We start from the raw sequence: 24,579 nt of genomic DNA, 5'->3' as shown, positions 1-24,579 counted from the left end.
TGCCTTGCTTACTTCTTGGCAGGGGCATCGGCAGCGGCCTGCACGGGCGGCTCGCCCCGCTGGCTCTTGCGCTCGGCCTTGGCCTTCAGATCCACTTCCACGGTCTGAACCTTGTCGCCGGGCTTGATGCGCTGAAAGCCATCCACCATCACACGCTCGCCTGCTTTCAGGCCCGTCTTGAGCAACCAGAAAGCACCCACGGCACGGTCCAGCTCCACATCGCGCTTTTCAACCACATCGCCGTCCTTGACGACCATGACATTGGCACGCCCGGTCAGATCGCGGGTCACCGACTGTTGCGGCACCAGCAATGCATCGGGGGCCAGAGCCGTCGGCAGCAAGGCCTTCACATACATGCCGGGCATGAGCATGCCGTCGGGATTGGGCACCTCGGCACGCAAGGTCAGTGTGCCGGTCGTGTCGTTGACGATCACGCCCGCAAAAGCCAGCTTGCCCTGATGCGGGTAGTCGCTGCCGTCGTCGAGCTGGATGCGCACGGGAATCTTGTTGCCTTCGACCTTCTGGTAGCGGCCGGAATCCAGATCACGCTTGAGCTGCATCAGATCGGTGCTGGACTGGGTGAAGTCCACATACATGGGGTCCAGCCTCACGATGGTGGTGAGCGCCGTGGCCTGATTGGCCGTGACCAGCGCACCAGGCGTGACGGCAGACAGCGCTATGCGACCGCCGATCGGTGCTTCGATCCGGCTGTACTTGAGATTGATGCGTGCGGTTTCCAGATTGGCCTTAGCCACGGCCACATCCGATGCGGACTGGGCCGCCGCCGCCTGGCTTTCGTCAAACGCCTGCTTGCTGATCGCATCGATCTTGACCAGCTCGGCATTGCGCCGTGCCGTTGCAGCCAGCGTGCGCTGGCTGGCTTCGGCCTTGGCCACAGCAGCCGCTGCGCTGGCCTCGGCAGCCTTCAGCGATGCCGCATCGATCTGGTAGAGCTGCTGGCCTTGTTTGACCAGAGCACCTTCAGTGAACAAACGCTGCTGAATGATGCCCGAGACCTGGGGACGTACTTCGGCAGTCATGAAGGCACGGGTGCGCCCCGGCAGGCTGGCATCCAGCTGCTGACTTTGCGACTGCAGGGTAACCACGCCGACCTTGGGCTCGGACTTGAGCGGGCCTTTTTGCTCTGCCTCGGGCTTGGAGCAGCCCACCAGTGCAGCAGCAATCAGCATGGCGCCCACAGCCAGTGTCCAGCGCTGCTGGCGATGACCTTGCCGGCTTGCACTGGGCAGGCAAGAAAAATGCGCCTCTCGGCGCGGGCTCAGCGAAGCGGGCTGGTCAATCTTCATACGTGGAGCGGTCTGAACTAAAGAACTTGTCAACATTGTGCGCCGACAATATTAATAAAATGTAAAGCAGCCAAATGCGCAATGACATGCCGGCAATCACCCGCTTGCCATTGTCCTGTCATGCGGGCATGCAGCGTCGCAGCACCCGCTGGCTTGAGACACCACTGTAGAAAACCTTGGCAGCGAGGCTCCTCGTCATAACGGACTAGAGCCAGCACCCGCAAAACGCCTGAATCGGCAACTGGCTGCGCTCTCAATATCAGGACAGAAGCCGCTTTTGCTGCCAAATCAGTGCTGCGGCTTGCCCGGGCGTACGCGCAAGATGCTGAAAACTCCAGCCAGCGCCGCAAAACAACCGGCTACAGCCAGCGCCAGCAGTTCAGCATTGCCGCCATGCCCGCCCGAGATGGCAAAGATGGTGGCCAGCACCACGGCACCCAGCGTCTGTCCGGTCATGCGGGCAGAACTCAGCATGCCGCCCGCTGCACCGCTGCGCGACATGGGGGCCGAAGTGACGATGGTGTGATTGTTGGGCGACTGGTAGAGCGCGAAGCCGCTGCCCGCCAGCAGCATGCGCCAGACCATATCCCAGTGCGCGACATCGATGGGCATGGCCGCCAGCAGCCACAGTCCGCAGGCAAACATGGCCATGCCGATGCCGCCCAGCAGTCCGTCAGGATACTTGCCGATCAGGCGCCCGGCCACCGGCGCCGTCAGCACGGTGGCCAGCGGCCAGGCCGTGATCAGCATGCCGGCCTCCATGGGTGACAGACCGCGCGCCTCCAAGAGCAAGAACGGCAGGGCCAGATAGGACAGCATCTGCGCGCAGAAGGCTGAGACCGAGCCGCACATCGACAGCCGGAACACGGGAATGCGCATCAGATCGACCGGAAACAAAGGAGCTGCCTTGTGCCACTGACGGCGCAGATAGACATATCCAACCACCAGCCCGGCGCCCAGCAGCCACCAGCCCGAAGGCATCAGCGGGCTACCCGCAGCGCCCTGATCCTGCCCCATGCGCACGCCCAATTGCTCACCACCCAGAAAAAGCAGAGTGAACATCAGAATATTGAGCAATACGTCAAGCGCCGCTATCGGCTCGCCATCCTTGCGCACAACGGGGTTGGACGGCAGCGCCTTGCGCCCCATCCACAAGGTCATCAAGCCCAGCGGCACATTGATGGCAAACAGCCAGGGCCAGCTGGCGACAGACAGAATGGCGGCGGCCACCGAAGGCCCCGCCATGGACGAGGTCGCCACCACCAGCGAGTTGATGGCCATGCCGCGTCCCAGCATGGCACGTGGATAGGTCAAGCGCACCAGAGCCGCGTTCACGCTCATGATGCCGGCCGCACCCATGCCTTGAAACACGCGCGCTGCAATCAGCGAGCCCAGCGAGCTGGCCAGCGTGGCCGCCACCGATGCAATGACAAACACCGTCATGCCCAGCAGATAGATGCGCCGGTAACCCAGGCGCTCGCCCAGGGCCGCCAGCGGCAGCAGCAGCACCAGGCCGGCAAGCTGATAGGCGTTGACCACCCATAGCGTCAGGGCCGAGCTGGCCTGCAGCTCGCGCGCAATGGCGGGCAAGGCCAGATTGACGATGCTGCTGTCCAGCACCGACAGTGTCAGTCCCAGAATGATGACCAGCATGGCGCGGCCACGCGCACCGTCAGGCAGGCCGTCATAGGCGACAGGAGTCTGGGCAGTGCTCTCAGTCATGGGCGACTCGGTGTACACGGCCCAGCGTGATCCAGGTCAGCGCCACGCCCACCAGGGCTCCGGTCGCCATGCCCACCACCATGGGCAGGGGCTTGCCATTGGAAAAATGCCCCACGATCTGCATGGCTGCCGCTCCGCTCAGCATCTGCAGCGTTCCCAGCAAGGCAGAGGCCGTGCCGGCAATCTCGCCATGCTCTTCCAGGGCCAGCACCGAGGTCGTGGGAATCACCAGTCCCATGAAGGCGCTGGCAATGAAGTAAAGCACGATCAGCACCGTCAACTGCTCGCCGCCCAGCAGGTAATAGACCAGCAATGCAGCCATGGTCACGCCCGAGGCAGAAGCTGCGGCCTTGACCACATTGACCAGGCCAAAGCGCTGACCCAGCCGACCCGTCAGCTGCGCCGCACCGATGAAGGCGATGGAGTTGAGCGCGAACGCCATGCTGTACTGCGTGGACGAGAGGCCGTAGTAGTTGATGAGCACAAACGGCGAGCCCGCCAGGTAGACAAAAAAGCCCGCCATGGCGCAGCCGCCGATGAACACCAGGCCCAGGTAATGCCAGTCCCGCAACAGGATCAGATAGGCCTTGAGTGCACCGCCCAGGCTGCTGTCCAGCCGCGCTTCGGCGGTGCGGGTCTCTTCCACGCCTCGCCAGGTGGCGATCAGGCCCAGCACGGCTGCGACGGCCACGACCCAGAACACGGCACGCCAGCCGGCCAGGGCAATCACGCCACTGCCGGCCAGCGGCGCCAGAATCGGCGAGACGCTGAAGACCAGCATCAGCAGCGACATCATTCGTGCGGCTGCGTGGCCGGTATGCAGATCGCGCACCACAGCACGCGGCACGGCCATGCAGGCCGCAGCGCCCAGACCCTGCACAAAGCGAAACGCCACCAGGGTCTCGATATTGGGCGCCAGCGCACATCCCACGCTGGCGACGGCAAACACCGTCAGGCCAAAGTACAGCGGCGGCTTGCGACCCAGCATGTCGGAGACCGGGCCGTAGAGCAGCTGGCCCACACCGATGGAGAGAAAGAACGCGGTCAGGCTGGCTTGCACGGCACCGACCTGGGCATCCAGGCTGGCGCCGATCTGCGGCAAGGCCGGCAGATACATATCGATGGCGAAAGGCCCTATGGCCGACAACAGGCCGAGAATCAGAACCAGGCGCAGGGAAACAGAAGCTTGCATAGGGGTGTGATTGTCGTGGTAACTTGATTTATGTGCTGAGCAGGCGCCGGTTTCCTGCATGACGGTGCAGGCTCACGCCAGACAACCAGTCACCGCCTGTGCCTAAGCCGCCAATTACGAGGCTTTAGGCCCGGTCATCCAGGCCATGACCACCTGGACGACAAGCACAATGGGCTCAACTACCCTTACCTGCTCTCGCCGTGATTGCTGCAAGCTCCTCCCCACGTCTGCCCTTTTCACTCCTGAGCGCACTCGCTGCGCTATGTCTGTCTCAGTCGGCCAGCGCGCAGCCCGCCGCAGCGGCCCCAGCCTTTGTGCCTTCACCGGATGGAAACATGGTGATAGACACGCGCGCCAAGCTGGCATGGCCCCGCTGCGCCGAGGGCATGAGCTGGAATGGCAAGACCTGCAGCGGCCAGGCCGAGGTCTTCAGCTACAAGCAGGCCGCAACCCATGCCGCAGAACGCAGCAAGGCCGAAAACCTGCGCTGGCGGCTGCCGCGCGTCAATGAGCTCAAGCGCCTGCTGGACCGCAGCAGCAAGCCCCAGGGTCTGAACCCGGAACTCTTTCCCAATGCGCCGCGCGACTGGCACTGGACGGGCACGGCCGCCGTGAATGCCCAGCGCCTGAACACCTACAACTACGCCCAGGTGGACAAATCCAGCAGCATCTCCGGTCTCTCGGCCCAGCAGGCCTGGGCAGTCAACACCGAGACGCTACAGGCTGTGCCCGATATGGGCAAGGGCAATGCCCTGCTGCTGCGCCTGGTGCGCCCGGCCACCGAGGCCGAGCTCGGCCCCCAGACTTCGACCACGCCATGAAAAAAGCCTTGCCGCTGCGGCAAGGCTTTTTCAACTCCCTCACGCTCAGCCTGCGCGCAGCGCCGCCTTGAGGCTCTCGCCCAGTTCGGGCTTGTGCGCGAACGGATCCGTCGGGTTGCGGCCCTGCACCACATCCTCCAGTCGCACCTGCACCGAGCCCAGGGCCTGCGGGTGGCTGTAGATATAGAACTGACCCGACGCAATCGCATCGAAAACCTTCTGCGCCACCTCGGTCGCCGTAACCTTGCCCGAGCCAACGGCCTTGTCGGTCATGGCCTGGCCTATCTTCTGGCTGGCCGTCAAAGGCTGGGCCTCCAGGCCCTGGGGACGGTTGCGCTCGCTGTGACCTATGCCCGTGGGCACGAAGAAGGGGCAGAGCAGACTGGCACTGACCTGGTCCGAGACCAGGGCCAGGTCCTGGTACAGCGTCTCGGTCAGCGAGACCACCGCATGCTTGCTGACGTTGTAGATACCCATGTTCGGCGGCGCCAGCAGACCGGCCATGCTGGCGGTGTTGACGATATGGCCTTCATAGGCGGGATCGGCCTTGGCGGCTTCCAGCATCATGGGTGTGAACAGGCGCACGCCATGGATCACGCCCCAGACATTGACGCCCAGCACCCATTGCCAGTCGGCCACCGTGTTTTCCCAGACCAGGCCGCCAGCACCGACGCCCGCGTTGTTGAAGATAAAGTGGGGCGCGCCAAAGGTCTCCTTGACCTCGGCAGCCAGTCGTTCCATCTGCGCCGCATCCGACACATCGACCCTGCGCGCCAGCACCTTGGCACCGGCGGCCTTGAGCTCGGCCTCGGCCTTGTCCAGCGCCTCCTGCTGCACATCGACCAGCACCAGATTCATGCCTCTGGCAGCTCCAATGCGCGCGCACTCCAGCCCGAAGCCCGAGCCCGCACCCGTCAGAACCGCCGTCTTTCCCGCGAAATTCGTGATCATTCTTGTCTCCGGATATTTTTAAAATGGAAATAGCGCCTGCAACTGGCGCACTCCAGATCAGAGATGCCAAGCAAGAGCCGCCTCGCGGCGGGGCCGCCCCGGCGAAGGCATCGTCCCCCTCCAGCGAAGCGAGAGAGGGGGAAGGCGCAAAGCGCCTCAGGGGGTGATTTTTTTCAGCCTCAGGGGGGTTAAATCAGCTTCACCAGCTGCTTGCCGAAGTTCTTGCCCTTGAGCAGACCCAGAAACGCACCGGGCGCCGAGGCCAGACCTTGGGAAATCGTCTCGCGCGGCTTGAGCTTGCCGGCTGCCACCAGGCCGCCCAGCTCGGTCAGGGCCTCGCCCCAGACTTCCATGTGCTCGCTGACGATAAAGCCTTCGAGCTTGATGCGGTTGACCAGCAGCAGCGCCGGGTTGGCCAGCGGCAGGGGCTGGCCGTCATAGCCGGCAATCATTCCGCACAGGGCCACACGCGCAAAGGCATTGGTGCGCAGCAGCACGGCGTCGAAGATATAGCCGCCCACGTTCTCGAAATAGCCGTCGATGCCGTTGGGGCAGGCGTCCTTCAAGGCCTTGGCCATGGTCTTGGTATCGGGGTGCTCGCGGTAGTCGATACAGGCATCAAAGCCCAGCTCATGCACGGCGTAGCGGCATTTCTCGGCACCGCCCGCAATCCCCACCACGCGGCAGCCGCGCGCCTTGGCCAGCGCCACAAAGGCGCTGCCCACGGCACCGGTCGCGGCGCTGACGACCACGGTTTCGCCAGCCTTGGGGTTGATGATCTTGACCAGGCCGTACCAGGCCGTCACGCCCGGCATGCCCACCGCACCCAGGTAGTAGGACAGCGGCACATGGGTGGTGTCGACCTTGCGCAGCGCGCCGGGCACGCTGGGGTCGAGCAGCGAGTACTCCTGCCAGCCGCCCATGCCGACCACCTTGTCGCCGGCCTTGAACTTGGGGTGGCGGCTCTCGACAACCTCGCCCACCGTGCCGCCCTGCATGACCTCGCCCAGTGGCTGGGGCTGGGCATAGCTCTTGGAGTCGTTCATGCGGCCGCGCATATAGGGGTCCAGGCTCAGATAGTGGTGACGCACCAGCACCTGGCCCTCGCCCACCGTGGGCAGCGGCGACTGCACCAGCTTGAAATTGCTCTCCACTGCCTCACCCTGGGGGCGGTTGTCCAGAAGGATCTGCTGATTGACCGTCATATCTGTCTCCTGTTCGAACTTCAATTTGATAGCTATCAGCGCCTTATCTCAAAGGACTTGACAGCCTTTTTCACCTAAAAAACAGACTGAATAAGCGCTACCAGCTCATCAAACAGTAGCAGCCCATCGACCTCAGTCTGTGGCAAGAGCTTGCAACTCGCCGTCCGCCTTGGGCTTGCGCTTCATGTACTTGAAGGTGCCCGTGGCATGTACGCAGAGTCGGCCCTGTGCATCGTAGATGCGGCCTTCGGTAAAAGCCATGGTGCCCGTGCGATGCAGCAGCACGCCCTTGCCCACCAGCGGGCCATTGGCAGCCTGCATGAACGAGGTTTTCATCTCGATGGTGACCACACCCTGATCGAAATCCACGCTGCGCGCAGCCACTGCCATAGTCACATCCATCAGCGTCATCGAGGCTCCGCCATGGGTGACGCCAAAGGAATTCAGATGTTCGGGACGCGGTGTGAAGTGCAGCTCGGACTCACCCCCCTCCATCTTGTGGAGGGTGAAGCCCAGCTCATGCACAAAGGGAATTTCAGGACCAAATGACAACACCGCGAAACCTTTCAGAAGAGTGATGCGCCGCAGACCGCAGCAGCTGAACCGTGAATGTAAGCGCGGCGGACAGTCTCAGAATGCTGCGCCGCACAAAAAACATGACTCACCCTTCATCCGCCACCATCAACCACCGACCAGAGCGCTCACGCCACCATCCACGGCCATCCACTGGCCGGTGATGTGCTTGCCGGCGTCGCTGGCATAAAGCAGCGTCAGGCCCTTGAGATCCTCATCGTCACCCAGGCGACGCAGCGGGGCATGAGAGCGCATTTCGTCCTCGCCCAGCGTCTCGATCAGCACGGCTGCCATCTTGGTCTTGAAAAAGCCCGGGCAGATGGCGTTGACGGTGATGCCGTGCTCGCCCCACTCGCCGGCCAGCGCGCGCGTGAAATTGATCACCGCGCCCTTGGAGGTGTTGTAGGCAATGGTCTTCATGCCCGTGGGATTGCCGCCCAGACCGGCGATCGACGCCAGATTGATGATGCGGCCGCTCTTGCGCTCCAGCATGGACAGGCGGGCGATCTGCTGGCTCAGCAGAAAATAGCCGCGCACATTCAGGTTCATCACCTTGTCCCAGGCCGCCGTCGGGTGGTCCTCGGCCGGGGCGCCCCAGCTGGCTCCGGCATTGTTGATCAGAATGTCCACATGGCCGAGGCGCTGCACGGCCTCCTTGGCCAGACGGGTGATGTCAGCCTCGTCCGAGCAGTCGGCGGCAATCCAGTCGGCCTCTATGCCAGCGGCCTTGAGCTCGGCTGCGGCCTCTTCCAGATCCTTGGCCTTGCGCGAGCTCAGCAAAATCTTCGCACCCGCCTCTCCCAGCGCATGCGCCATCTGCAGACCCAGGCCACGCGAGCCACCGGTCACCAGGGCCGTCTTGCCCGAGAGATCGAAAAGTTGCTGCACCGTACGTGTCATTCTCATGTCTCCTGTTTGTTATCTAGGTTCAAACCGGGTCCGCAGCGCCTTGCAAGGCCTGCCCGTCAAAAGCTGCGTGAATTGTGCGGGGGCCTCAGGCCCTGTGTTGTCACCTGCGTGTCGGCCCTGTCCCGCAGGTGGCAGGCCCATCGCGGCAGCCGTTTTCAGGACCCACAGGTCACGGCTGTGGGAGCGGGCACGCAGTTGCCGACAGCACGAAAGCTGTGGCCAGGCCTTGTGCCGAACCAGTGAAAATTGTGTCAAGCGCCTTCAATCGGCAAACAGCGACAGCGTGCCGCCCCAGGCCCCGCCCTCTATCTCCAGCATGCGCAGCTTGGTCAAAGCGCCCTGTCCGCCCGAAAACCCGCCCGGCGACCGCCCAGCGGCCAGTACCCTGTGACAAGGAACAATCGGCGCAAACGGATTGGCTCCCAGCGCCTGGCCCACGGCGCGCGCAGCACCAGGCTCGCCCAGCGCTGCGGCAACTTCTCCATAGGTGCTGGTCCGGCCCGGTGCCAGCGCGCGCGTGAAGGCATAGACCCGGCAATGAAATGCAGGGACGGCAAATTCATCGAGTGCAATCTGCTGCAGATCGGGCAGGCCGTCGCCCGACTCCTGCGCGAAGGCCTGCCGCATATCGCCCAGCACGCCAACAGCCGCAGCCTCTGCGCAGGGTTGGACCCAGCCCTGCTCGCTCTGCAAGTTCACGCCTTCCAGCAGACACTGCACCCCGGCCATGGCCTGCACGGCAAAGCCCGGAGCAGCGGAGATGGAGGTCACGGCGCCATAGACTGCAGGCCCGCGCTGCGGCTGCAGCGCATGGCGTTTGGTCAGGCCCCGCAGCATGCGCTCCCGGGTCTCGCCCCAGCTGGCCTCGGGCAGTTGCACCGCACAGATGGCACTGGCATTCCAGGCCAGCCCGCATGCACCAATGCGCGTGACAAACAAGGCATGACCGGGAAAAGGCAGCGAAGCAGCGTGATTCATCCACACAGTCTACAAAACGCCGTCTTTGTACTCACGCAAAAATTTTTAAAATACTGGATGTAAAAACAGCTTATTACTGTATATTTACACAGTCAAAACACTGTGGATATACGGACATGCAAGAAGCCCATTTCACCGTCTCTCTTTGCGACTACCCCGAGCTGCCCGAGGACAAACGCCATCAAGCCGAGGCACGCTATGCCCGCGTACTGGCCCGCCAGCTTGGTGGGGAGGAACAGGTCGGCGAAGCACTGTCTCTGGTGCAGAGCCTGGAGGACACCCCGCCCGAAGAAATCACCGACGACGCCAAGCTCACCTTCCAGCGCTGGATGAAAGCCGCCCGCGCCGCTGCCGAAGCTGGCCTGCAAGGCATTGGCGGCACCGAAAGCTGTTTCTTCGATGTGCGGCGCATCTACCACTGAGTGAACAGATGCGGGCGGCGCGAGGCCCGAGGCCGTCAACGCCGGCCCACGCCGCCAAGCATTGCAAGGGACATGTGCCGCCCTGGCCACAGGAGCTCGCTGCAATGCCTACACTGGCGGCTTGTTTGACCGTGTGACTGTTTTCTCTCCATGCAAGCCCTGCTCGACGCCATTGCCCAGATGCCTTTTCCTACCGATGCCCAGCGCATCTTTCATGGTCGCGGCGGGCGGTATCCGGGCTGCGAGCAGATCTCGCTGGATGCCTTTGCGCCCGTCATCGTGCTGACCAGCTTTGCTCCCATGGAGGAAGCCCAGCTGAGCCAGATCGGTCAGGCGCTGGAGCAGCGCTGGCAGCAGATCGCCCCGGCCGGGCTGCCCCTGACCTGGGCCTTCCAGAGCCGCGAAAGCGGCGGCAAGGTCGACACCCGCGTCATGGCCGGCGAGCTGCCCGAGCCGCATGTGGTCACAGAGAACGGCGCCCGCTATCTGATCCATATCGCACGCGGGCAGAACCACGGCCTGTTCCTCGACATGGCCGCCGGCCGCGACTGGGTGCGCCGACAGGTGCTGGCCCATGAGCGGCCCGCGCGCATGAAGGTGCTCAATCTGTTTGCCTATACCTGCGCGTTCTCGGTCGTGGCCAAGCTGGCTGGTGCGGGCCAGGTTCTCAATATGGACATGAGCAAGGGCGCTCTGGCCACGGGCCAGCACAACCATCAGCTCAACGGAGTCAAGGCGGGCGCCAGCTTCGCCGCCCACGATATTTTCAGCAGCTGGGGCAAGATCAACCGCAGCGGACCGTACGACCTGATCGTCGTGGACCCGCCCAGCTACCAGAAAGGCAGCTTCATCGCCACCAAGGACTATGCGCGCCTGATGCGCCGCCTGCCCGATCTGCTGGTGCCGGGCGGCCAGGTCCTGCTGTGCCTGAACGCACCCGAACTCGGCACCGACTTCCTGCGCGAGCAGATGGCGGAAATCGCACCCGAGCTGCAGTTCGTCGAGCGCCTGGCCAACCCGGCCGTATTTGCCGATGTGGACGAGGAGCGCAGCCTCAAGGTCATGGTCTATCGTGCTCCTGCGCTGGCTGCGGACCAGCAGCCATGAGCGAGGGCACAGATCAGGGCCGCAGCCTGCCTCTGCAGCCCGTGGACCCGGCTTTGGCACGCACGCTGCAGCGCTTTGCCCGGCTCGATACGGAGACGCCGACCCCGCAGCTCGACTATGTACAACGCCGGCGCCTGCTCAGCGAGTTGCAGGCCGGGCTGATTCGCTCCGCCCTGCCCGGCATTTCCAGGGCCGAGCATTTCGTGGCGGCCGAAGGCCGTGAGATCTGCGTGCGCAGCTATCGCAAACAAGGCGCGGGCAGCGGCCGAACGCTTGTCTGGCTGCATGGCGGCGGCTGGATGGTGGGCGATCTCAACACCCATGACGACCTGTGCGAGCATCTGGCCCAGTTCACCGGCCATGTGGTGCTGTCCGTACATTACCGCCGCACGCCGGAGAGCCGCTTTCCCGCGCCGCTGGACGATGTGATGGCCGTGCTGCAGTGGCTGAGCGATATGCGCGGGCTGCTGCATTTTGCGGCCGACAAGGTCCTGCTCGGAGGCGATAGCGCTGGCGCCCATCTGGCATTGGCAGCGGCGGTGCGCCAGATTCAGCAACCCACCGATGCGGCCCGCATTGCAGGCCTGCTGCTGCTCTACCCGCCGCTTGAGCCCGATCAGGACAATGACAGCATGCGGCACTTTGCCACAGGCTTCGGGCTTACGCCCGCCGCCATGCAGCGCTATTGGCAGGAACTGGGCAGACCCGAGGGCCAGGCCGCGCAATGGCTGACACCGGGCTGCAGCAGCGCAGCCATCGCCGCTTTGCCGCCCACGCTTTTGATGACGGCCAGCCACGATATTCTGCGCGACGAGGCCGAAGCCTTTGCTCATGAGGCCCAGGCACTGGGCGCACCGCTGCAGCTTTTACGGGCTCCGGCCATGGTTCACGGCTTTGCGCGCATGCTGGCTGCCAGCCCTGCGGCACGCCAGCAGGTCGAGCTCGCCTGCTCGGCCTGGGCGGAACTAATAGGCGGCCAACGCCCTCAGAGCAAATAAGCTTTGCTTTCCAGACAGGTAGCGGCATGGCCCTGCAGGTGTACGCTGCACGGCGCCGGGCGCCGCGCCGCCCCTCTTTTCCAACACAAGAGCTGCGACGCTGATGCCTCAAGCATCCGGCGCCTGCCGCCATAGTTTCCATCGTCATGAGCCTAACTTCCGCCACCCCACAACAACTGATGCGCCTGGCCGTGGACCTGGCCCATGCCAACCGCCTCAACGGCGGCCGCCCGTTCGGCGCCGTGCTCGCCCAGGGACATGAAGTCGTCGCCACCGGCGTCAACGAGATCATTGCCAGCCACGACCCCAGCACCCATGCCGAAATGCAGGCCATACGCGCGGGCACGCAACGGCGCGCCAACCCCAGCCTGGCGGGCCTGTCCATTTATGCCAGCGGCCACCCCTGCCCCATGTGCCTGGCGGCCCTGGTCATGAATGGCGCCGAACAGGTGTTTTTCGCCTTCGACAACCAAGACGCCGCGCCTTATGGCTTGTCCAGCGAGGGGACCTACCAGCGCCTGCGCCTGTCGCTGACGCCGCCGCCGCTGCCCATCACCCGCATCGACACCGGCATCCGTGCAGCCCAGCTCTATGGGGACGAGGCCTGGCCCGCCGCCTGATCCTCGTTGCCGCCAAAACCATAACAACAAACCGGGCTGCCCAGGACGAGCGGCGCGCGCACCAGCGCGCTGCAGCGCAGCCAGCCCCCGAGCTTCATGACATCGACATCTTCCCGAACACACCGCGTGCCGCCATTGCTGTGGCTGGCCGTGGTGATACTGGTCACCATCAATCTACGTCCCTTTCTGACGGCCCCGGGCCCCTTGGCACCGACCATACAGCAGGCCACGGGCATGGATTTGCGCAGCTTTTCCTGGCTCACGCTGCTGCCCATGGCGCTGATGGGCATTGGTGGCTGGCTCGCTCCCACGGCATTGCGACGCTGGGGCGCGCGCGCCGCCATCTGCGCCTCGCTGCTGCTGATTACGCTGGGCTGCGCCCTGCGCCTGACGCCTGCAGGTGCCGCCACTGGCAGTCTGCTGATTGTCACGGCCGGCCTGTGCGGCGCGGGCGTGGCGCTGGCACAAAGCATTCTGCCGGGGCTCATCAAGCGCCAGTCCCCCCACAATGTGGCGCCCATGATGGGCCTGTATTCGGCGGCGCTCATGGGCGGCGGTGCACTCAGCGCCCAGCTCTCGCCCGTGGCCATGCAGCTGGGTCTGAGCTGGCAGGCTTCGCTGGCCATCTGGGCCATTCCGGTGCTGCTGGCATTGCCGCTGGCCTGGCATGCGCTGACCCTGATGCGCGAGCCCGTTGCACCTGCACCCTCCACGCCGCTGGTACAAGCCGATAGCGACACCGGCTGGCTGCTGCGCCGCAGCCGTACCTGGCTGCTGCTGATCAGCTTCGGCCTGATGAACGGCGGTTATGGCTCCACTGTCGCCTGGCTCGCTCCGTTCTATCAAACCCATGGCTGGACGGCCACGCAAAGCGGCTCGCTGCTGGCCATTTTGTCGATTGCGCAGGCCGCATCGGCGCTGGCCATGCCCGCCTTGGCACGCCGCAGCCTGGACCGCCGCTCCTGGCTCATGCTGGCCTTGCTGCTGCAGATCATCGGCTTTGCCGGCCTCGGGCTCTGGCCCGATGCCGTGCCCACGCTCAATGCCATCGTGCTGGGGCTGGGTCTGGGCGGCTGCTTTTCCCTCTTCATGCTGGTGGCGCTGGACCATCTGCCCTCGCCCACACAAGCCGGTGCCCTCAACTCGCTGATGCAGGGCGGCGGCTTCATTCTCGCAGCGATAGCCCCTCTGATCATGGCGCAGCTGCACCAGATCAGCGGCGACTGGATGACGGGCTGGCTCTATCAGGCCGGTGTAGCAGCGCTGGTCTGCCTGCTGGTGACACGCTTCAATCCCAAGGGCTACCCGCAAGCCATGCAGCAGCCTTGAACACGCCATCTCGCGACAAAAAGGGCCTGGAAATTTCCAGGCCCTTTTTGTCTTGGCTTGAACTACTCGTTGACCAGTAGTTGCAGCCCATGCGCCTCGGTCGGCAAGGGCACCTCCCATCTGTGCAACATGCTCAGCAATGCGGCATTGCCGAGTGTGGTGTCGCGCTTGCTGTTGCGCGCCAGCAAGGTGGATCTGGCAGCCTCCAGATGCACCAGCTCCACCTGTGCACCATAGGCCAGGCACAGGTCCAGAGTCTTGCCGCGCATCTGCCTGGACAGATGCGTGGCATTCCAGACGAAGGCAGCCTTGGCTCGCAACAGGCTCTTGGCCTTGTCCACGGCTCGATGGGCAGCAGCGCCCTCGTTCTCGCCATGACGCAGGCCCAGCTCAGTGCGCGCATCGTCAAACGACACCACGGGCAGACCCGCATGATGCTGGGCAACCCAGTGGTTCTTGCCCGATGCGGGCAGACCGCACATGACGATGACGCGCGAGCCCGGCTCTTCGTGCAAGGCGTAGTCCGGGTGCAGCTCGGCACCGCGGAAATAGCGCACTGCCGTTTCGGCCGAAGCAAAGCTGCGCGGCTTGCGCAAACAGCCCTCTTCCAGCGCCAGCTCCCTGAACAGCTCGATATTCACCAGCACATTGCCCACATCGGGGCAGATGCGACCGCGAATATCGGCACGGGCCAGCAGCACCAGCAAATGCAGGTCGACCTGCCAGGACAGCTCCCTGACCATGAACTCGGGCGAGACGCCTCGGCGCGAATCGGCAAAGGCAAAAAACGGTACTTGATGCACGGCAATCAGCCGACAGATCGCCTCGCGCCGGGCCACGGGCGCGCCCGCCTCCCAGAGCATGAGCCGTGCATCCAGCGCCCCACGGCGCGAATGGCCAGGCTGCGAGATACGGCCGTCGTCGGCTATCTGCGTGGTCGAGCACTTGGCGACATCGTGCAGCAGCGCGGCCAGAAAGACCGTCTCGCGCTCGTCGTTGGTGAGCCCTGCATAGTCACCGTCCTGTAGCAGTTCGGTCACCACCATCTGCGTATGTGTCCAGACATCGCCTTCTGCATGGTAGATCGGGTCTTGCGGCGTAGTCTTGGCCAGCTCAAGTTGCGGAAAAGCCTCCAGGCAGGCCGCCCAGTCCACCGTGTCGTGAGCGGAATGCGGCACCAGGGCCGCCATCTGTTTCCAGCTCCACATAAGTTCTCCTTTCACCGCAGCTTCATCACAAAACTACGGTTTTGATAGCTATCAGCGATTACTGGTAATGGCTTACCAGCTTTTTTGAATCGCATTGGCAAAGATATCGACGCCTGTGCGCAGACCGTTGGCGACAATGGGTCGCTCGCTGTGGTGCGAGCCGGACTCCAGGATCACCTGCACGAAGTCGGAGCGCACGAACTTGTAGCGCTCCACGGTCTGACCGTTCTCCTCGACCTTGATATACAGACCTTCGGCCAGTTCGGATCTGTCGGTCTGGCGCCAGGCCAGCGGCAGATCCAGCTTCTGTCTTTGCACCTGATCCTCGAACACCGCCTTCCAGCGAGCGCTGCGCCCCAGGGAAGGTGCCAGCAATGCCAGCAAATCCTGCATGCGCCTCGGTGAGATACCGGCGTAGAGCACGGGCACGGACACCACGGGCACACCGGACAGCAGCGCATGACGCTGCGGCGTGTCCAGAAACTGCTGCGCCACGCGGTCCCAGATGTCGAACTCGCAAAACCAGTGCGGCAAGGCGTCGTAGTACAGCGAGTGCTTGGCATACAGCCACTCGCCATACATGACATAGCGCTCGTCCAGCAGCGCCATCAGCGCGCCTTCATGGGCTCGGGCCCATTGCTTGTAGGCGTTGAACTGGCGCTCGCGCCCGCCCATCTGATCAGCTTGCAGATAGTGGCCGCGCGACTGCAGCAGCAAGCTGCCGTCAGCACCAAAGCTCAGCGCCGCATTGGCGCCGTCCAGCTTTTCCTCGACCACGATATGGCGGCCGGCCAGCGCTTCATAAGGCACGGCATCGGCCTGATCGCCGACCTGCAGCCGCGAGCCACGCAGATGCGGCGTGCGCGGATATTTGAGGATCTCCAGATTGAATAGATGTGGTGAAGTCATGTTGTGCTTTCCTAAAAGGGAATAAGCCACGCGCAAACAAGGCGCGGCAGACAAATCAAGGACATGGGCAGCGCCGCTCTGCGCTGCCATCGGCAAAAGACAGAACCCAAGCCGCCAAGCAAAGGGCCGGCCTGGAGTTCAGAGAGTGGGAGAAGCTTGGAGCCTGAATGCAATTCAGACCAGAGACGCCAAGCAGGAAGATTGCCGCCCTTCACAGAGCGAGAGTTCCACACCGCAGCGCACACGCGAGAAGGATCAGCGTGTGACGAAGTCGTTTAACTCAAACGAATACGGCGGGACATGGTGCACCTCGAAAATGAGAGCAAATAGAGCAGGTGGAGCAAGGCTGACGAGTGTATTTGCTGGCAAGCCTAACTACCAAGCGCTTGACCAAAACTTGTTGCGCAAAGAACACGAAACAGTTTCACAGAGATGAAACAGAGGCTGGTTACAAATCATAGTTTTCTTCCTGCACCTGCCAAACTCTCAATGACATCTGCACAGACCTTGCGCCAACCTCTTCTGATTTCCCTGATCGCAGCCGCTGCCCTGGCCGCCTGTGGTGGCGGTGACAACAACACGAATAACACCCCACCAGCGCCTGCTCCGGTTCCCGAGGTCCCGGCGCCAGCACCCGAGCCCGAGAAGACGCCTGTCTCGCTCCTGCTTGAGAAGATCGGCAGCTATCAGTCGGGCATCTTTTTGCAGAGCGCCGCTGAAATTACGGCTTTCGATCCGGTCACCAAGCGCGGCTTTGTGGTCAACGCCCAAAAGGGTGCGCTCGACGTGCTGGACATGAGCAACCCCGCTGCCCCGCGCATGCTCGCCAGCCTCGATGCCACCAAGCTCTCACTGGGTGCGGGGGCCTCCATCAACAGCGTGGCCGTGCATGGCGGCCTGGTGGCCGTGGCCGTGCAGGCATCGGTCAAGACGGACCGGGGCATGGTCGTCATCTATGACGCCGACAAGCTCGGCGTGATCGCCGAAGTGCCCGTAGGCGCCCTGCCCGATATGCTGACCTTCACCCCCGACGGCAAGACCATTCTGGTCGCCAACGAGGGCGAGCCCAGCGATGACTACCAGATCGACCCCGAAGGCTCGATCAGCGTGATCGATGTGAGCACGCCCGCCAAGCCCGTGGCGCGCACTGCCGACTTCAAGGCCTTCAACAGCCAGAAGGCGCAGTTGCTGGCCAAGGGCGTGCGCATCTTCGGCCCGACCGCAGACGGCCAGGGCACGGCTGCCGTGGCCAACGACCTCGAGCCCGAATACATTGCCGTGGCCCCCGACGGCAAGACGGCCTGGGTGACACTGCAGGAAAACAATGCGCTGGCGATTGTGGACATTGCCAGCGCCACCGTGACCGATGTGGTGGCGCTGGGCTACAAGGACCATGGCGCAGACGGCAACGAGCTTGACTTCGCCGACAGCGACGGCAAGAGCCCGGTCATCAACATCACCCAGGCCCCCAACGTCTTCGGCATGTTCCAGCCGGACTCCATCGCCGCCTACAAGGCCGCCGACGGTGCAACCTATCTGGTCACGGCCAACGAAGGCGATGCACGTGCCTGGGGTGAAGGCAACAAGAGCTATTTCGGCACAGCCGCTGACAAGACGGCCGGCACCCCGGCTGCGGCAGGCGATGTGACCAAGGGCTTTGTGGAAGAGTGGCGCATCAAGCACCTGGTGCACAAGGACGGCTTTCTGCGCCGCGCGGGCGACGATCTGCCCGCCCATCTGGCTCAGCTGGCCAACGGTGCCTATCTGAATGCCAGCAACTTTGCCTGGTGCGGCGCGGTCGGCACAGACCCAAAGACCTGCCGTGACGATGACAAACTGGGCCGCCTCAAGGTCACCTGGACCATGGGCTACCAGACCGACAGCAGCGGCAACCCCGTCAAGGACGGCAAGGGTTATCTGACCTATGACAGGCTATACGCCTATGGTGGCCGCTCCATCTCCATCTGGGATGCCAAGGGCAAGCAGGTCTGGGACTCTGGCTCGGCCATCGAAAAATTCATCGCCAGCCCCGAATGCAAGCTGGGCGCCAGACGTGACATTGCCTGCGCCACCTACTTCAACACCGGTCATGACGAAACGGCCAGGCTCGATGCGCGCAGCAGTGCCAAGGGCCCCGAGCCCGAAGGCCTGACCGTGGGCCAGATCGGCACCAAGACCTTTGTCTTTGTGGGCCTGGAGCGCATGGGCGGCATTCTGGTGTTCGACATCACCGACCCCAAGGCACCCAAGCAGATCGACTATCTGAACACTCGCGGGAACTGGACGGCCAGCTTTGACAGCAAGTCCGCGCTGGCAGGCACCGCACTCAGCGATGTGGGCGATCTGGGCCCCGAAGGCCTGCACTTCATTTCCGCAACCAAGTCGCCCAACGGCAAGCCCCTGCTGATGGTAGGCAACGAGGTCAGCGGAACCACGGCCATCTACCAGCTCAATCTGCAATATTGAAACCTGCAGACAAGCAGTCGCTTTCATGCCAAGCCCCGTCCCCACGGGGCTTTTTGCTATTCAAATCAAGCAAAGACTGCGCCGAGGGTTTCTCAGTTACGTAACAATAAGCGCCAGCGGTCGGTGTACCGCCTATGGGTTCCCATTCGCCGCAAGCCAGACGCTTGCGACCTACTAAACCGCCGTGTATCCGGACGGCGGTGGCTTTTTGAACGGAGCACTTAATGAAGCACTCTTTCGCTCGCCGCCAGGCGCTGCGCGGCTTGGCCGTGGCAGCTCTCGCCTCCTCCTCCCTCCTGTCCGCCGCGCATGCAGACACCCCTGCGGTGCTGCGCGTCTCGGCCATTCCCGACGAGGCACCGACCGAGCTGCAGCGCAAGTTCAAGCCCCTGGGCGAATACCTCTCCCAGGCCACCGGCATGAAAGTGGTGTTCACCCCCGTATCCGACTACGCGGCCGTGGTCGAGTCCCTGGCCACCCGCAAGCTGGATCTGGCCTGGCTGGGCGGTTTCACCTATGTGCAAGCCAAGATCCGCACCAACGGCACGGCCATCCCCATCGTGCAGCGGGCCGAAGATGCGGTCTTCACCAGCAAGTTCATCACGGCCGACCCCGCCATCAAGACGTTGGCCGATCTCAAGGGCAAGACCTTTGCCTTCGGCGCCCCCTCCTCCACTTCGGGCAGCCTGATGCCGCGCTTCTTCCTGCAGCAGGACGGCCTGAATCCCGAAAAAGACTTCAAGACCGTGGCCTACTCGGGCGCGCATGACGCCACCGTGGCCTTTGTGGCCGCAGGCAAGGCCGAGGCCGGCGTGCTCAACACTTCGGTATGGGACAAGCTGGTCGAGTCCAAGAAGGTGGACACGAGCAAGGTGCGCGTGTTCGCCACGACGCCCACCTACTTTGACTACAACTGGACGGTGCGCGGCGACCTGGATCCAGCCATCGTCAAGAAGCTGACCGCCGCCTTCCTGGCACTGGACCCCAGCAAGCCAGAGCACAAGGCCATCATGGACCTGCAGCGCGCCTCCAAGTTCATCGCCACCGACTCCAAGAACTACGACGGCATCGAAGCTGCCGCCAAGTCCGCCGGTCTGCTGAAGTAAGAAATTCAGCTTTTTTGACTGCCAGCGCTTATGTATCAAGCGTTGGCAGCTATTGTTTTCAGAGTATTCGTCTCATGAGCTTCATGCTGGACGATGTGGGCCTGACCCACAGCAACGGCTTTACCGCCCTGTCCCATATCTCCTTGTCCGCCATCCAGGGCGAGAGCATTGCGCTCATCGGCCCCTCGGGCGCCGGCAAGACTTCGCTGCTCAGCACCATAGGCACAGCCTACCTGCCCACGACAGGTCGCATGCAGGTGCTTGGCCGGACCACGTCTGCGCAATCCTCCGCCCGCGAACTCAAGGCTTTGCGCAGCCGCATCGGCACCGTGCACCAGGCCGCGCCCATTCCGCTGCGTCAACGTGTGGTCACGGCCGTGCTGGCCGGCAAGCTGGGCCAGTGGCCGCTGTGGAAGGCGCTGGCATCGCTGGCCTATCCGCAGGATATTGCGGGCGCGCGCGAAGCCCTGGCTCGCGTGCAGCTTGACGACAAGCTTTTTGCACGCTGCGACCAGCTCTCCGGCGGCCAGTTGCAGCGCGTGGGCATTGCCCGCGTGCTCTACCAGCAAGCCGGCCTGATTCTGGCCGATGAGCCAGTCTCGGCCCTGGATCCTGCGCTCTCGCAGGCCACGGTGCAATTGCTGGTGCAGGAAGCTGCCGCGCGCAAGGCCACGCTGGTAGCCAGCCTGCATGCCGTCGATCTGGCGCTGGCCAACTTTTCCCGCATCGTCGGCGTGCGCAATGGCCGCCTGGCCTTTGACCTGCCTGCCGCGCAGGTCAGCGAAGCCCAGTTGCAAGCGCTCTATGCACATGCCGATGGCAGAGCGGCCGATCTGCCCACGCTGCACAACCGCCTGGCTCAGCGCGATCCCGCCAGCACCGCGCCAGCTCCCATCCAGGTGAACGCATGCCGGTAGAAATGGCCGAGCCCGCGCGGCCATTGCGCCGCGACCCCTCCGCTCGCGGTCGCCTGAGCGGCCTGATCCTGACCCTGGTCGTGCTCTGGCCCATGCTGCAGACCTCGGGCTTTTCGCTCAAGCCGCTTTTCGATGCCGACAATCTCAAAGTCATCGGCGGCTTTCTCGCGCAGTTTCTGCCGCCCGATACCAGTGGAGAGTTCCTGGCCTATCTGGGTCAAGCCACGCTGGAGACCCTGGCCATCGCCACGGCCGGCATGGCGCTTGCCTTTGCGATTGCCGTTCCCATGGCCTATCTGTCCACGGGCGCGGCGCGCGAGAAGGTCACGCTCAACCCCATCGCTCGCAGCGTGCTCACCATCCTGCGCGGCATTCCCGAACTGGTCTGGGCTCTGGTGTTTGTGCGCGTCTTCGGTCTGGGCCCCGCAGCCGGTGTGCTGGCCCTGGGCCTGACCTATGGCGGCATGCTGGCCAAGGTCTATGCCGAAATTCTCGAATCCGCCGATCCGGCACCGGCCCGCGCCTTGCGCGCCTGCGGTGCCGGCCGCATCCAGGCCCTGCTCTACGGCCTGCTGCCGCAGGCGGCCAAAGAGCTGACGTCCTACACCGTCTACCGCTGGGAATGCGCGATCCGTGCCTCGGTGGTCATGGGCTTTGTCGGTGCGGGAGGCCTGGGCCAGCTCATGGACCAGGCCATGAAGATGCTCAACGGCGGCGAAGCCGCCAGCATTTTGCTGGCCTTCATGCTGCTGGTGGCTGCGGCCGATCTGCTCTCCTGGTGGTTGCGTCGCGCACTCGACGCCGCGCCTGCCGCGCGCGCACTGCCCTTCGGCTGGCGAACCGGCACATTTGTGCTGACTGCCTGCGCGGCGCTATGGGCCAGCCTGCGGCTTCTGAATATTGATTTCTCGGCGCTGTTCACGGCAGATGCGGCCGCCAGCATGGGCGACTTCGTGCGTGGCTTTTTTCCGCCCGATCTGAGCCAGCCCTGGCTGCTCAAGGTGCTGCAAGGCATCTGGGAGACTCTGGCCATCTCCATCGTCGGCACCTTGCTGGCCGCGATCGCGGGCCTGCTGCTGGCCCTGCCGCGCTGGCGTGCGCCATGGAATGTGCTGCTCAATGTGCTGCGCTCCGTGCCCGAGCTGGTCTGGGCCACGATCACTGCGCTGGCCGTAGGCCTTGGCCCGTTTGCAGGTGCGCTGGCCCTGGCACTGCATACCACCGGCGTGCTGGGCCGCCTGTTTGCCGAGGCCTTGCAAAATGCTCCGGCAGCTCCCGCGAATGCGCTCAAGCTCAGCGGCAGCAATCGCTTTCTGGCATTTTGCTATGGCACCCTTCCTGGCGCTGCGCCGCAGCTGCTGGCTTACACGCTGTACCGCTGGGAGATGAATATCCGCATGGCGGCGATTCTGGGCTTTGTGGGAGCAGGCGGGCTGGGCCAGCTGCTGTACTTCGAGCTTTCGCTGTTCCACTATGCCCAGGCCAGCACCGTGATCATGGCCATGCTCTTGCTGAGCATCGCCGTGGACTGGAGCAGCGCGGCCTTGCGCCGCGCCATGCGTTGAGACGGCTACGCGCAGCGACTGATCGCACCGCGCAGGGCGATGCCGCTTCACACGCCCAGAGGCAGATCGGCTTTTTTCAGCGTGCGCAGCACAAAGCTGGACTGGCTATGGCGTATGCCCTTGATCTTGTAGAGCTTCTCGCGCAGCAGGCGCTCGTAATCGCGCGTGTCCTTGACGACGATACGCAGCAGATAGTCGTACTCGCCTGAAACCAGATGCGCTTCCACGACTTCGGGAATAGTGGCCAGCACCTCGCCGAACTTTTCCAGCGTGTTGTCCGAGTGGCTGTCCAGCGTGACCATGACCAAAACCGAATCGGCCAACCCCAGCGCCTGCGGGTTCAGACGCACGGTATAGCCCTCGATCACGCCGGCCTCTTCCATCTTCTTGATGCGTGCCCAGCATGGTGATGCACTCAGACCCACGGCTGCGCCGATGTCTTGCAGACTGGCGCGCGCGTTAGCCTGCAATGCAGCAAGAATCTTTTTATCCAAGGTATCCATATCCTGGAATTTACCGTCAAATAATCAAGAACAGAAAATTTTTCTGTAGCAGCACCATATTTGCAGAATTTGAAGCAACATTTTCTGCAGTGCAACATGCACACTTGAGTCCATGGAAGCACGTTTACCGACGCAGCAAAGCCATTCAACATACCGCGCCGTTTACCGTCAGCATCCGGTTGGTTGATCCGCAGCACGCACACGCAACAGGCCGCATCACTCAAGCACAGTGATGCGGCCTGTTGATTTTTGGACGGCTCCATCGCCTCGACCATGAGCAGCTGCATGAAAAAACCCAGCCGGACTTCCATCGGGCTGGGCTTTCGGGCATCCGCCTGGTGCGCAAGACACCTGGCGGCCGTTCGCGCTATTTACTTCGTGCTATTTACTGGGCTCGCAGCGGAGCAGCATCGGCCTGCACATGCTGGCGCACCTTGCTGACCTGGCTTTCGCTCACATCCGAAGCCTGGTTGCCCCAGCCCTTGCGCAGGAAGGTGGCCAGTGCAGCCACCTCGCCGTCGGTAAGGCGGTCGGCGTAGCCCTGCATCACCAGATGCATGGGACGGCGATCCGTAGCGGGCGAGGAAGCGCCCTTGAGAATCACCGACACCAGCGGGCTGGCATCCTTGCCCAGCACCATGGCATTGCCTTGCAGCTCGGGGAAGATCTCGGGAGCGCCCTTGCCGCTGACAAAGTGGCAGGCTGCGCAGTTGTCGAGATACAGGCGAGCACCCAAAGGCATGTCGGGAGCAGCGGACTTCAGCAGTTTGGCCGTGGCCTCGCCGGCTCCATCCGCCTTGGCAACCGCAGTGCTGCGAGGGCCCGGCATGGCCACTTTTTCTGGGGCTGCATCTGCGGCAGGGCCATCCATGGTCTTGAGGAACCTGGCCATGGCATTCAGGTCCGCGTCGGTCATGTACTGCATGGAGTGCTCGACCACCAGCGCCATCTCGCCATTGGCAACCGCATGGGCGTTACGGCCGGTTGCCAGATAGGATGCCACCTGCTCGGTCGTCCATTTCTGAACACGCGAGTCCTTGCCGCGCAGCGCAGGAGCAGACCAGTCGTCCACCATGCCGCCGGTAAGGAAGCTCGAGTCGGACAGGCGGGTGCCGTTCTGCGCCATGAAGGCAGTGCGAGGGCTGTGGCAGGCTGCGCAGTGACCGGCGCCTTCGACCAGGTACTGACCGCGAATCTGCTGATCGTCACCAGCCATGGGCTTGAAGTCGGAATCACCCGACAGCGCAAGCCAGTTCCAGGCACGGATGCCGAAGCGCATATTGAACGGGAAGCTCAGGCTGGTGGCCTGTACCTCGTTCCTGACGGGCTTCACCTCGGTCTGGAGGTAGTCGAACAGCGCACGAATATCGCTTTCCTTCATGAAGCGATAGTTCTCGTAGGGCATGGCCGGGTACAGCTGTTGGCCGTGACCTCCGATGCCGTCCACCATTGCGGCACGGAATTGCTCCAGAGTCCAGTTGCCGATACCGGTTTCCTTGTCCGGCGTGATGTTGGAAGACCAGATGGTGCCCATGGGGCTGTCAATGCCGCGACCGCCGGCCATGGGCTCGCCACCCTTGGCGGTGTGACAGGCCATGCAGTCACTGGCGCGCATGACATATTCGCCACGACCGGCTTCGGCCTTCCAGTCGGCAGCCAGCGCTTCATTCGCCGGTGTCGGCTTGAAAGGCACATAGATCAGCGCCAGCGCCGCCAGTGCGCCCAGAACGATCAGCGCAATCAGAATGCTGAGGATTTTCTTCATGTCTTG

The 24,579-nt window shown here is 63.4% G+C and carries 22 protein-coding genes; 10 read left to right on the top strand and 12 right to left on the bottom strand.

Features of this window, described 5'->3' with window-relative positions:
- Positions 1–8: 8 nt before the first annotated feature.
- The 3 genes from CTATCC11996_RS10820 to CTATCC11996_RS10810 form a co-directional block, all read right to left on the bottom strand.
- The gene (locus tag CTATCC11996_RS10820) at positions 9–1,307 is read right to left on the bottom strand and encodes an efflux RND transporter periplasmic adaptor subunit (RefSeq protein WP_003075983.1); all 1,299 of its coding nucleotides are present in this window, start codon (positions 1,305–1,307) and stop codon (positions 9–11) included.
- 288 nt (positions 1,308–1,595) lie between these two features.
- Positions 1,596–3,029 (bottom strand): MFS transporter, encoded by a 1,434-nt coding sequence (locus CTATCC11996_RS10815; RefSeq protein ID WP_003075981.1) that lies wholly within the window; start codon positions 3,027–3,029, stop codon positions 1,596–1,598.
- The gene (locus tag CTATCC11996_RS10810) at positions 3,022–4,221 is read right to left on the bottom strand and encodes a multidrug effflux MFS transporter (RefSeq protein WP_003075979.1); all 1,200 of its coding nucleotides are present in this window, start codon (positions 4,219–4,221) and stop codon (positions 3,022–3,024) included. Before CTATCC11996_RS10810 ends, CTATCC11996_RS10815 begins: the two co-directional genes overlap by 8 nt.
- 335 nt (positions 4,222–4,556) lie before the next feature.
- Here CTATCC11996_RS10810 and CTATCC11996_RS10805 point away from each other — a divergent pair, with 335 nt between their 5' ends.
- Entirely contained in the window at positions 4,557–5,042 is a 486-nt protein-coding gene (locus tag CTATCC11996_RS10805) for an Lcl C-terminal domain-containing protein (RefSeq protein ID WP_003075977.1), read from the top strand.
- A 45-nt stretch (positions 5,043–5,087) separates the two neighbouring features.
- Here the strand turns inward: CTATCC11996_RS10805 and CTATCC11996_RS10800 are convergent, their stop codons facing one another.
- From CTATCC11996_RS10800 to CTATCC11996_RS10780, 5 genes are all read right to left on the bottom strand, one after another.
- Positions 5,088–5,993, bottom strand: a complete 906-nt coding sequence (locus tag CTATCC11996_RS10800; RefSeq protein WP_003075975.1) for an SDR family oxidoreductase — start codon at positions 5,991–5,993, stop codon at positions 5,088–5,090.
- A 188-nt stretch (positions 5,994–6,181) separates the two neighbouring features.
- Positions 6,182–7,198, bottom strand: a complete 1,017-nt coding sequence (locus tag CTATCC11996_RS10795; protein ID WP_003075973.1) for an NADP-dependent oxidoreductase — start codon at positions 7,196–7,198, stop codon at positions 6,182–6,184.
- Between the two features lie 132 nt (positions 7,199–7,330).
- Entirely contained in the window at positions 7,331–7,753 is a 423-nt protein-coding gene (locus CTATCC11996_RS10790; protein ID WP_034348721.1) for a PaaI family thioesterase, read from the bottom strand.
- 126 nt (positions 7,754–7,879) lie between these two features.
- Complete coding sequence (locus tag CTATCC11996_RS10785) at positions 7,880–8,671, bottom strand: SDR family oxidoreductase (protein WP_003062433.1); 792 nt, start codon at positions 8,669–8,671, stop codon at positions 7,880–7,882.
- A gap of 270 nt (positions 8,672–8,941) precedes the next feature.
- On the bottom strand, positions 8,942–9,658 hold the full coding sequence (locus CTATCC11996_RS10780) for a methylated-DNA--[protein]-cysteine S-methyltransferase (RefSeq protein ID WP_003075969.1): 717 nt from the start codon (positions 9,656–9,658) through the stop codon (positions 8,942–8,944).
- 116 nt (positions 9,659–9,774) lie between these two features.
- Here CTATCC11996_RS10780 and CTATCC11996_RS10775 point away from each other — a divergent pair, with 116 nt between their 5' ends.
- The 5 genes from CTATCC11996_RS10775 to CTATCC11996_RS10755 all read left to right on the top strand — a co-directional run bounded on the left by CTATCC11996_RS10775 (position 9,775) and on the right by CTATCC11996_RS10755 (position 14,134).
- Entirely contained in the window at positions 9,775–10,080 is a 306-nt protein-coding gene (locus CTATCC11996_RS10775) for a hypothetical protein (protein ID WP_003075967.1), read from the top strand.
- Between the two features lie 150 nt (positions 10,081–10,230).
- Positions 10,231–11,187 carry a class I SAM-dependent methyltransferase gene (locus CTATCC11996_RS10770; RefSeq protein ID WP_003075965.1) on the top strand — a complete coding sequence of 319 codons (957 nt, stop codon included), beginning with the start codon at positions 10,231–10,233 and terminating at the stop codon, positions 11,185–11,187.
- Positions 11,184–12,185, top strand: coding sequence for an alpha/beta hydrolase fold domain-containing protein (locus CTATCC11996_RS10765; RefSeq protein WP_003075963.1), 1,002 nt, complete (start codon positions 11,184–11,186; stop codon positions 12,183–12,185). The genes CTATCC11996_RS10770 and CTATCC11996_RS10765 overlap by 4 nt, the downstream gene beginning before the upstream one ends.
- A 179-nt stretch (positions 12,186–12,364) precedes the next feature.
- Positions 12,365–12,805, top strand: coding sequence for a nucleoside deaminase (locus CTATCC11996_RS10760; RefSeq protein ID WP_003075961.1), 441 nt, complete (start codon positions 12,365–12,367; stop codon positions 12,803–12,805).
- Between the two features lie 96 nt (positions 12,806–12,901).
- A complete protein-coding gene (locus CTATCC11996_RS10755) occupies positions 12,902–14,134 on the top strand; it encodes a cyanate transporter (protein WP_034348717.1) in 1,233 nt (410 codons plus the stop codon).
- Between the two features lie 62 nt (positions 14,135–14,196).
- Here CTATCC11996_RS10755 and CTATCC11996_RS10750 read toward each other — a convergent pair whose 3' ends face one another.
- On the bottom strand, positions 14,197–15,342 hold the full coding sequence (locus tag CTATCC11996_RS10750) for an AAA family ATPase (RefSeq protein ID WP_003075957.1): 1,146 nt from the start codon (positions 15,340–15,342) through the stop codon (positions 14,197–14,199).
- Between the two features lie 72 nt (positions 15,343–15,414).
- The gene (locus tag CTATCC11996_RS10745; protein WP_003075955.1) at positions 15,415–16,251 is read right to left on the bottom strand and encodes an RNA ligase family protein; all 837 of its coding nucleotides are present in this window, start codon (positions 16,249–16,251) and stop codon (positions 15,415–15,417) included.
- A 489-nt stretch (positions 16,252–16,740) separates the two neighbouring features.
- Between CTATCC11996_RS10745 and CTATCC11996_RS10740 the strand changes: the two genes are divergently transcribed.
- The 4 genes from CTATCC11996_RS10740 to phnE all read left to right on the top strand — a co-directional run bounded on the left by CTATCC11996_RS10740 (position 16,741) and on the right by phnE (position 22,305).
- Positions 16,741–18,717 (top strand): choice-of-anchor I family protein, encoded by a 1,977-nt coding sequence (locus tag CTATCC11996_RS10740; RefSeq protein ID WP_003075952.1) that lies wholly within the window; start codon positions 16,741–16,743, stop codon positions 18,715–18,717.
- Between the two features lie 224 nt (positions 18,718–18,941).
- Entirely contained in the window at positions 18,942–19,823 is an 882-nt protein-coding gene (locus CTATCC11996_RS10735) for a putative selenate ABC transporter substrate-binding protein (protein ID WP_003075949.1), read from the top strand.
- A gap of 74 nt (positions 19,824–19,897) precedes the next feature.
- Positions 19,898–20,740, top strand: coding sequence for a phosphonate ABC transporter ATP-binding protein (locus CTATCC11996_RS10730; RefSeq protein ID WP_003075947.1), 843 nt, complete (start codon positions 19,898–19,900; stop codon positions 20,738–20,740).
- Positions 20,731–22,305, top strand: a complete 1,575-nt coding sequence (phnE, locus tag CTATCC11996_RS10725) for a phosphonate ABC transporter, permease protein PhnE (protein ID WP_003075945.1) — start codon at positions 20,731–20,733, stop codon at positions 22,303–22,305. The genes CTATCC11996_RS10730 and phnE overlap by 10 nt, the downstream gene beginning before the upstream one ends.
- Positions 22,306–22,352: 47 nt before the next feature.
- Here the strand turns inward: phnE and CTATCC11996_RS10720 are convergent, their stop codons facing one another.
- Positions 22,353–22,808, bottom strand: coding sequence for an Lrp/AsnC family transcriptional regulator (locus CTATCC11996_RS10720; protein WP_003054244.1), 456 nt, complete (start codon positions 22,806–22,808; stop codon positions 22,353–22,355).
- A gap of 385 nt (positions 22,809–23,193) precedes the next feature.
- Positions 23,194–24,573 carry a cytochrome c gene (locus CTATCC11996_RS10715; RefSeq protein ID WP_003075943.1) on the bottom strand — a complete coding sequence of 460 codons (1,380 nt, stop codon included), beginning with the start codon at positions 24,571–24,573 and terminating at the stop codon, positions 23,194–23,196.
- Positions 24,574–24,579 lie beyond the last annotated feature (6 nt).

Source organism: Comamonas testosteroni ATCC 11996, assembly GCF_000241525.1.
Classification (GTDB): Bacteria; Pseudomonadota; Gammaproteobacteria; order Burkholderiales; family Burkholderiaceae_C; genus Comamonas; species Comamonas testosteroni.
This window is presented reverse-complemented; position numbering and strand designations above follow the sequence as displayed.

Excerpts from the sequence above, each read along its gene's own strand:
- CTATCC11996_RS10760 (WP_003075961.1), top strand. The coding sequence starts at position 12,365 with ATGCGCCTGGCCGTGGACCTGGCCCATGCCAACCGCCTCAACGGCGGC.
- phnE (WP_003075945.1), top strand. The coding sequence starts at position 20,731 with ATGCCGGTAGAAATGGCCGAGCCCGCGCGGCCATTGCGCCGCGACCCC.
- CTATCC11996_RS10770 (WP_003075965.1), top strand. The coding sequence starts at position 10,231 with ATGCAAGCCCTGCTCGACGCCATTGCCCAGATGCCTTTTCCTACCGAT.
- CTATCC11996_RS10805 (WP_003075977.1), top strand. The coding sequence starts at position 4,557 with ATGGTGATAGACACGCGCGCCAAGCTGGCATGGCCCCGCTGCGCCGAG.
- CTATCC11996_RS10715 (WP_003075943.1), bottom strand. The coding sequence starts at position 24,573 with ATGAAGAAAATCCTCAGCATTCTGATTGCGCTGATCGTTCTGGGCGCA.
- CTATCC11996_RS10765 (WP_003075963.1), top strand. The coding sequence starts at position 11,184 with ATGAGCGAGGGCACAGATCAGGGCCGCAGCCTGCCTCTGCAGCCCGTG.
- CTATCC11996_RS10800 (WP_003075975.1), bottom strand. The coding sequence starts at position 5,993 with ATGATCACGAATTTCGCGGGAAAGACGGCGGTTCTGACGGGTGCGGGC.
- CTATCC11996_RS10810 (WP_003075979.1), bottom strand. The coding sequence starts at position 4,221 with ATGCAAGCTTCTGTTTCCCTGCGCCTGGTTCTGATTCTCGGCCTGTTG.
- CTATCC11996_RS10775 (WP_003075967.1), top strand. The coding sequence starts at position 9,775 with ATGCAAGAAGCCCATTTCACCGTCTCTCTTTGCGACTACCCCGAGCTG.
- CTATCC11996_RS10745 (WP_003075955.1), bottom strand. The coding sequence starts at position 16,251 with ATGACTTCACCACATCTATTCAATCTGGAGATCCTCAAATATCCGCGC.
- CTATCC11996_RS10740 (WP_003075952.1), top strand. The coding sequence starts at position 16,741 with ATGACATCTGCACAGACCTTGCGCCAACCTCTTCTGATTTCCCTGATC.
- CTATCC11996_RS10720 (WP_003054244.1), bottom strand. The coding sequence starts at position 22,808 with ATGGATACCTTGGATAAAAAGATTCTTGCTGCATTGCAGGCTAACGCG.
- CTATCC11996_RS10735 (WP_003075949.1), top strand. The coding sequence starts at position 18,942 with ATGAAGCACTCTTTCGCTCGCCGCCAGGCGCTGCGCGGCTTGGCCGTG.
- CTATCC11996_RS10750 (WP_003075957.1), bottom strand. The coding sequence starts at position 15,342 with ATGTGGAGCTGGAAACAGATGGCGGCCCTGGTGCCGCATTCCGCTCAC.
- CTATCC11996_RS10730 (WP_003075947.1), top strand. The coding sequence starts at position 19,898 with ATGAGCTTCATGCTGGACGATGTGGGCCTGACCCACAGCAACGGCTTT.
- CTATCC11996_RS10795 (WP_003075973.1), bottom strand. The coding sequence starts at position 7,198 with ATGACGGTCAATCAGCAGATCCTTCTGGACAACCGCCCCCAGGGTGAG.
- CTATCC11996_RS10820 (WP_003075983.1), bottom strand. The coding sequence starts at position 1,307 with ATGAAGATTGACCAGCCCGCTTCGCTGAGCCCGCGCCGAGAGGCGCAT.
- CTATCC11996_RS10785 (WP_003062433.1), bottom strand. The coding sequence starts at position 8,671 with ATGACACGTACGGTGCAGCAACTTTTCGATCTCTCGGGCAAGACGGCC.
- CTATCC11996_RS10755 (WP_034348717.1), top strand. The coding sequence starts at position 12,902 with ATGACATCGACATCTTCCCGAACACACCGCGTGCCGCCATTGCTGTGG.
- CTATCC11996_RS10780 (WP_003075969.1), bottom strand. The coding sequence starts at position 9,658 with ATGAATCACGCTGCTTCGCTGCCTTTTCCCGGTCATGCCTTGTTTGTC.
- CTATCC11996_RS10815 (WP_003075981.1), bottom strand. The coding sequence starts at position 3,029 with ATGACTGAGAGCACTGCCCAGACTCCTGTCGCCTATGACGGCCTGCCT.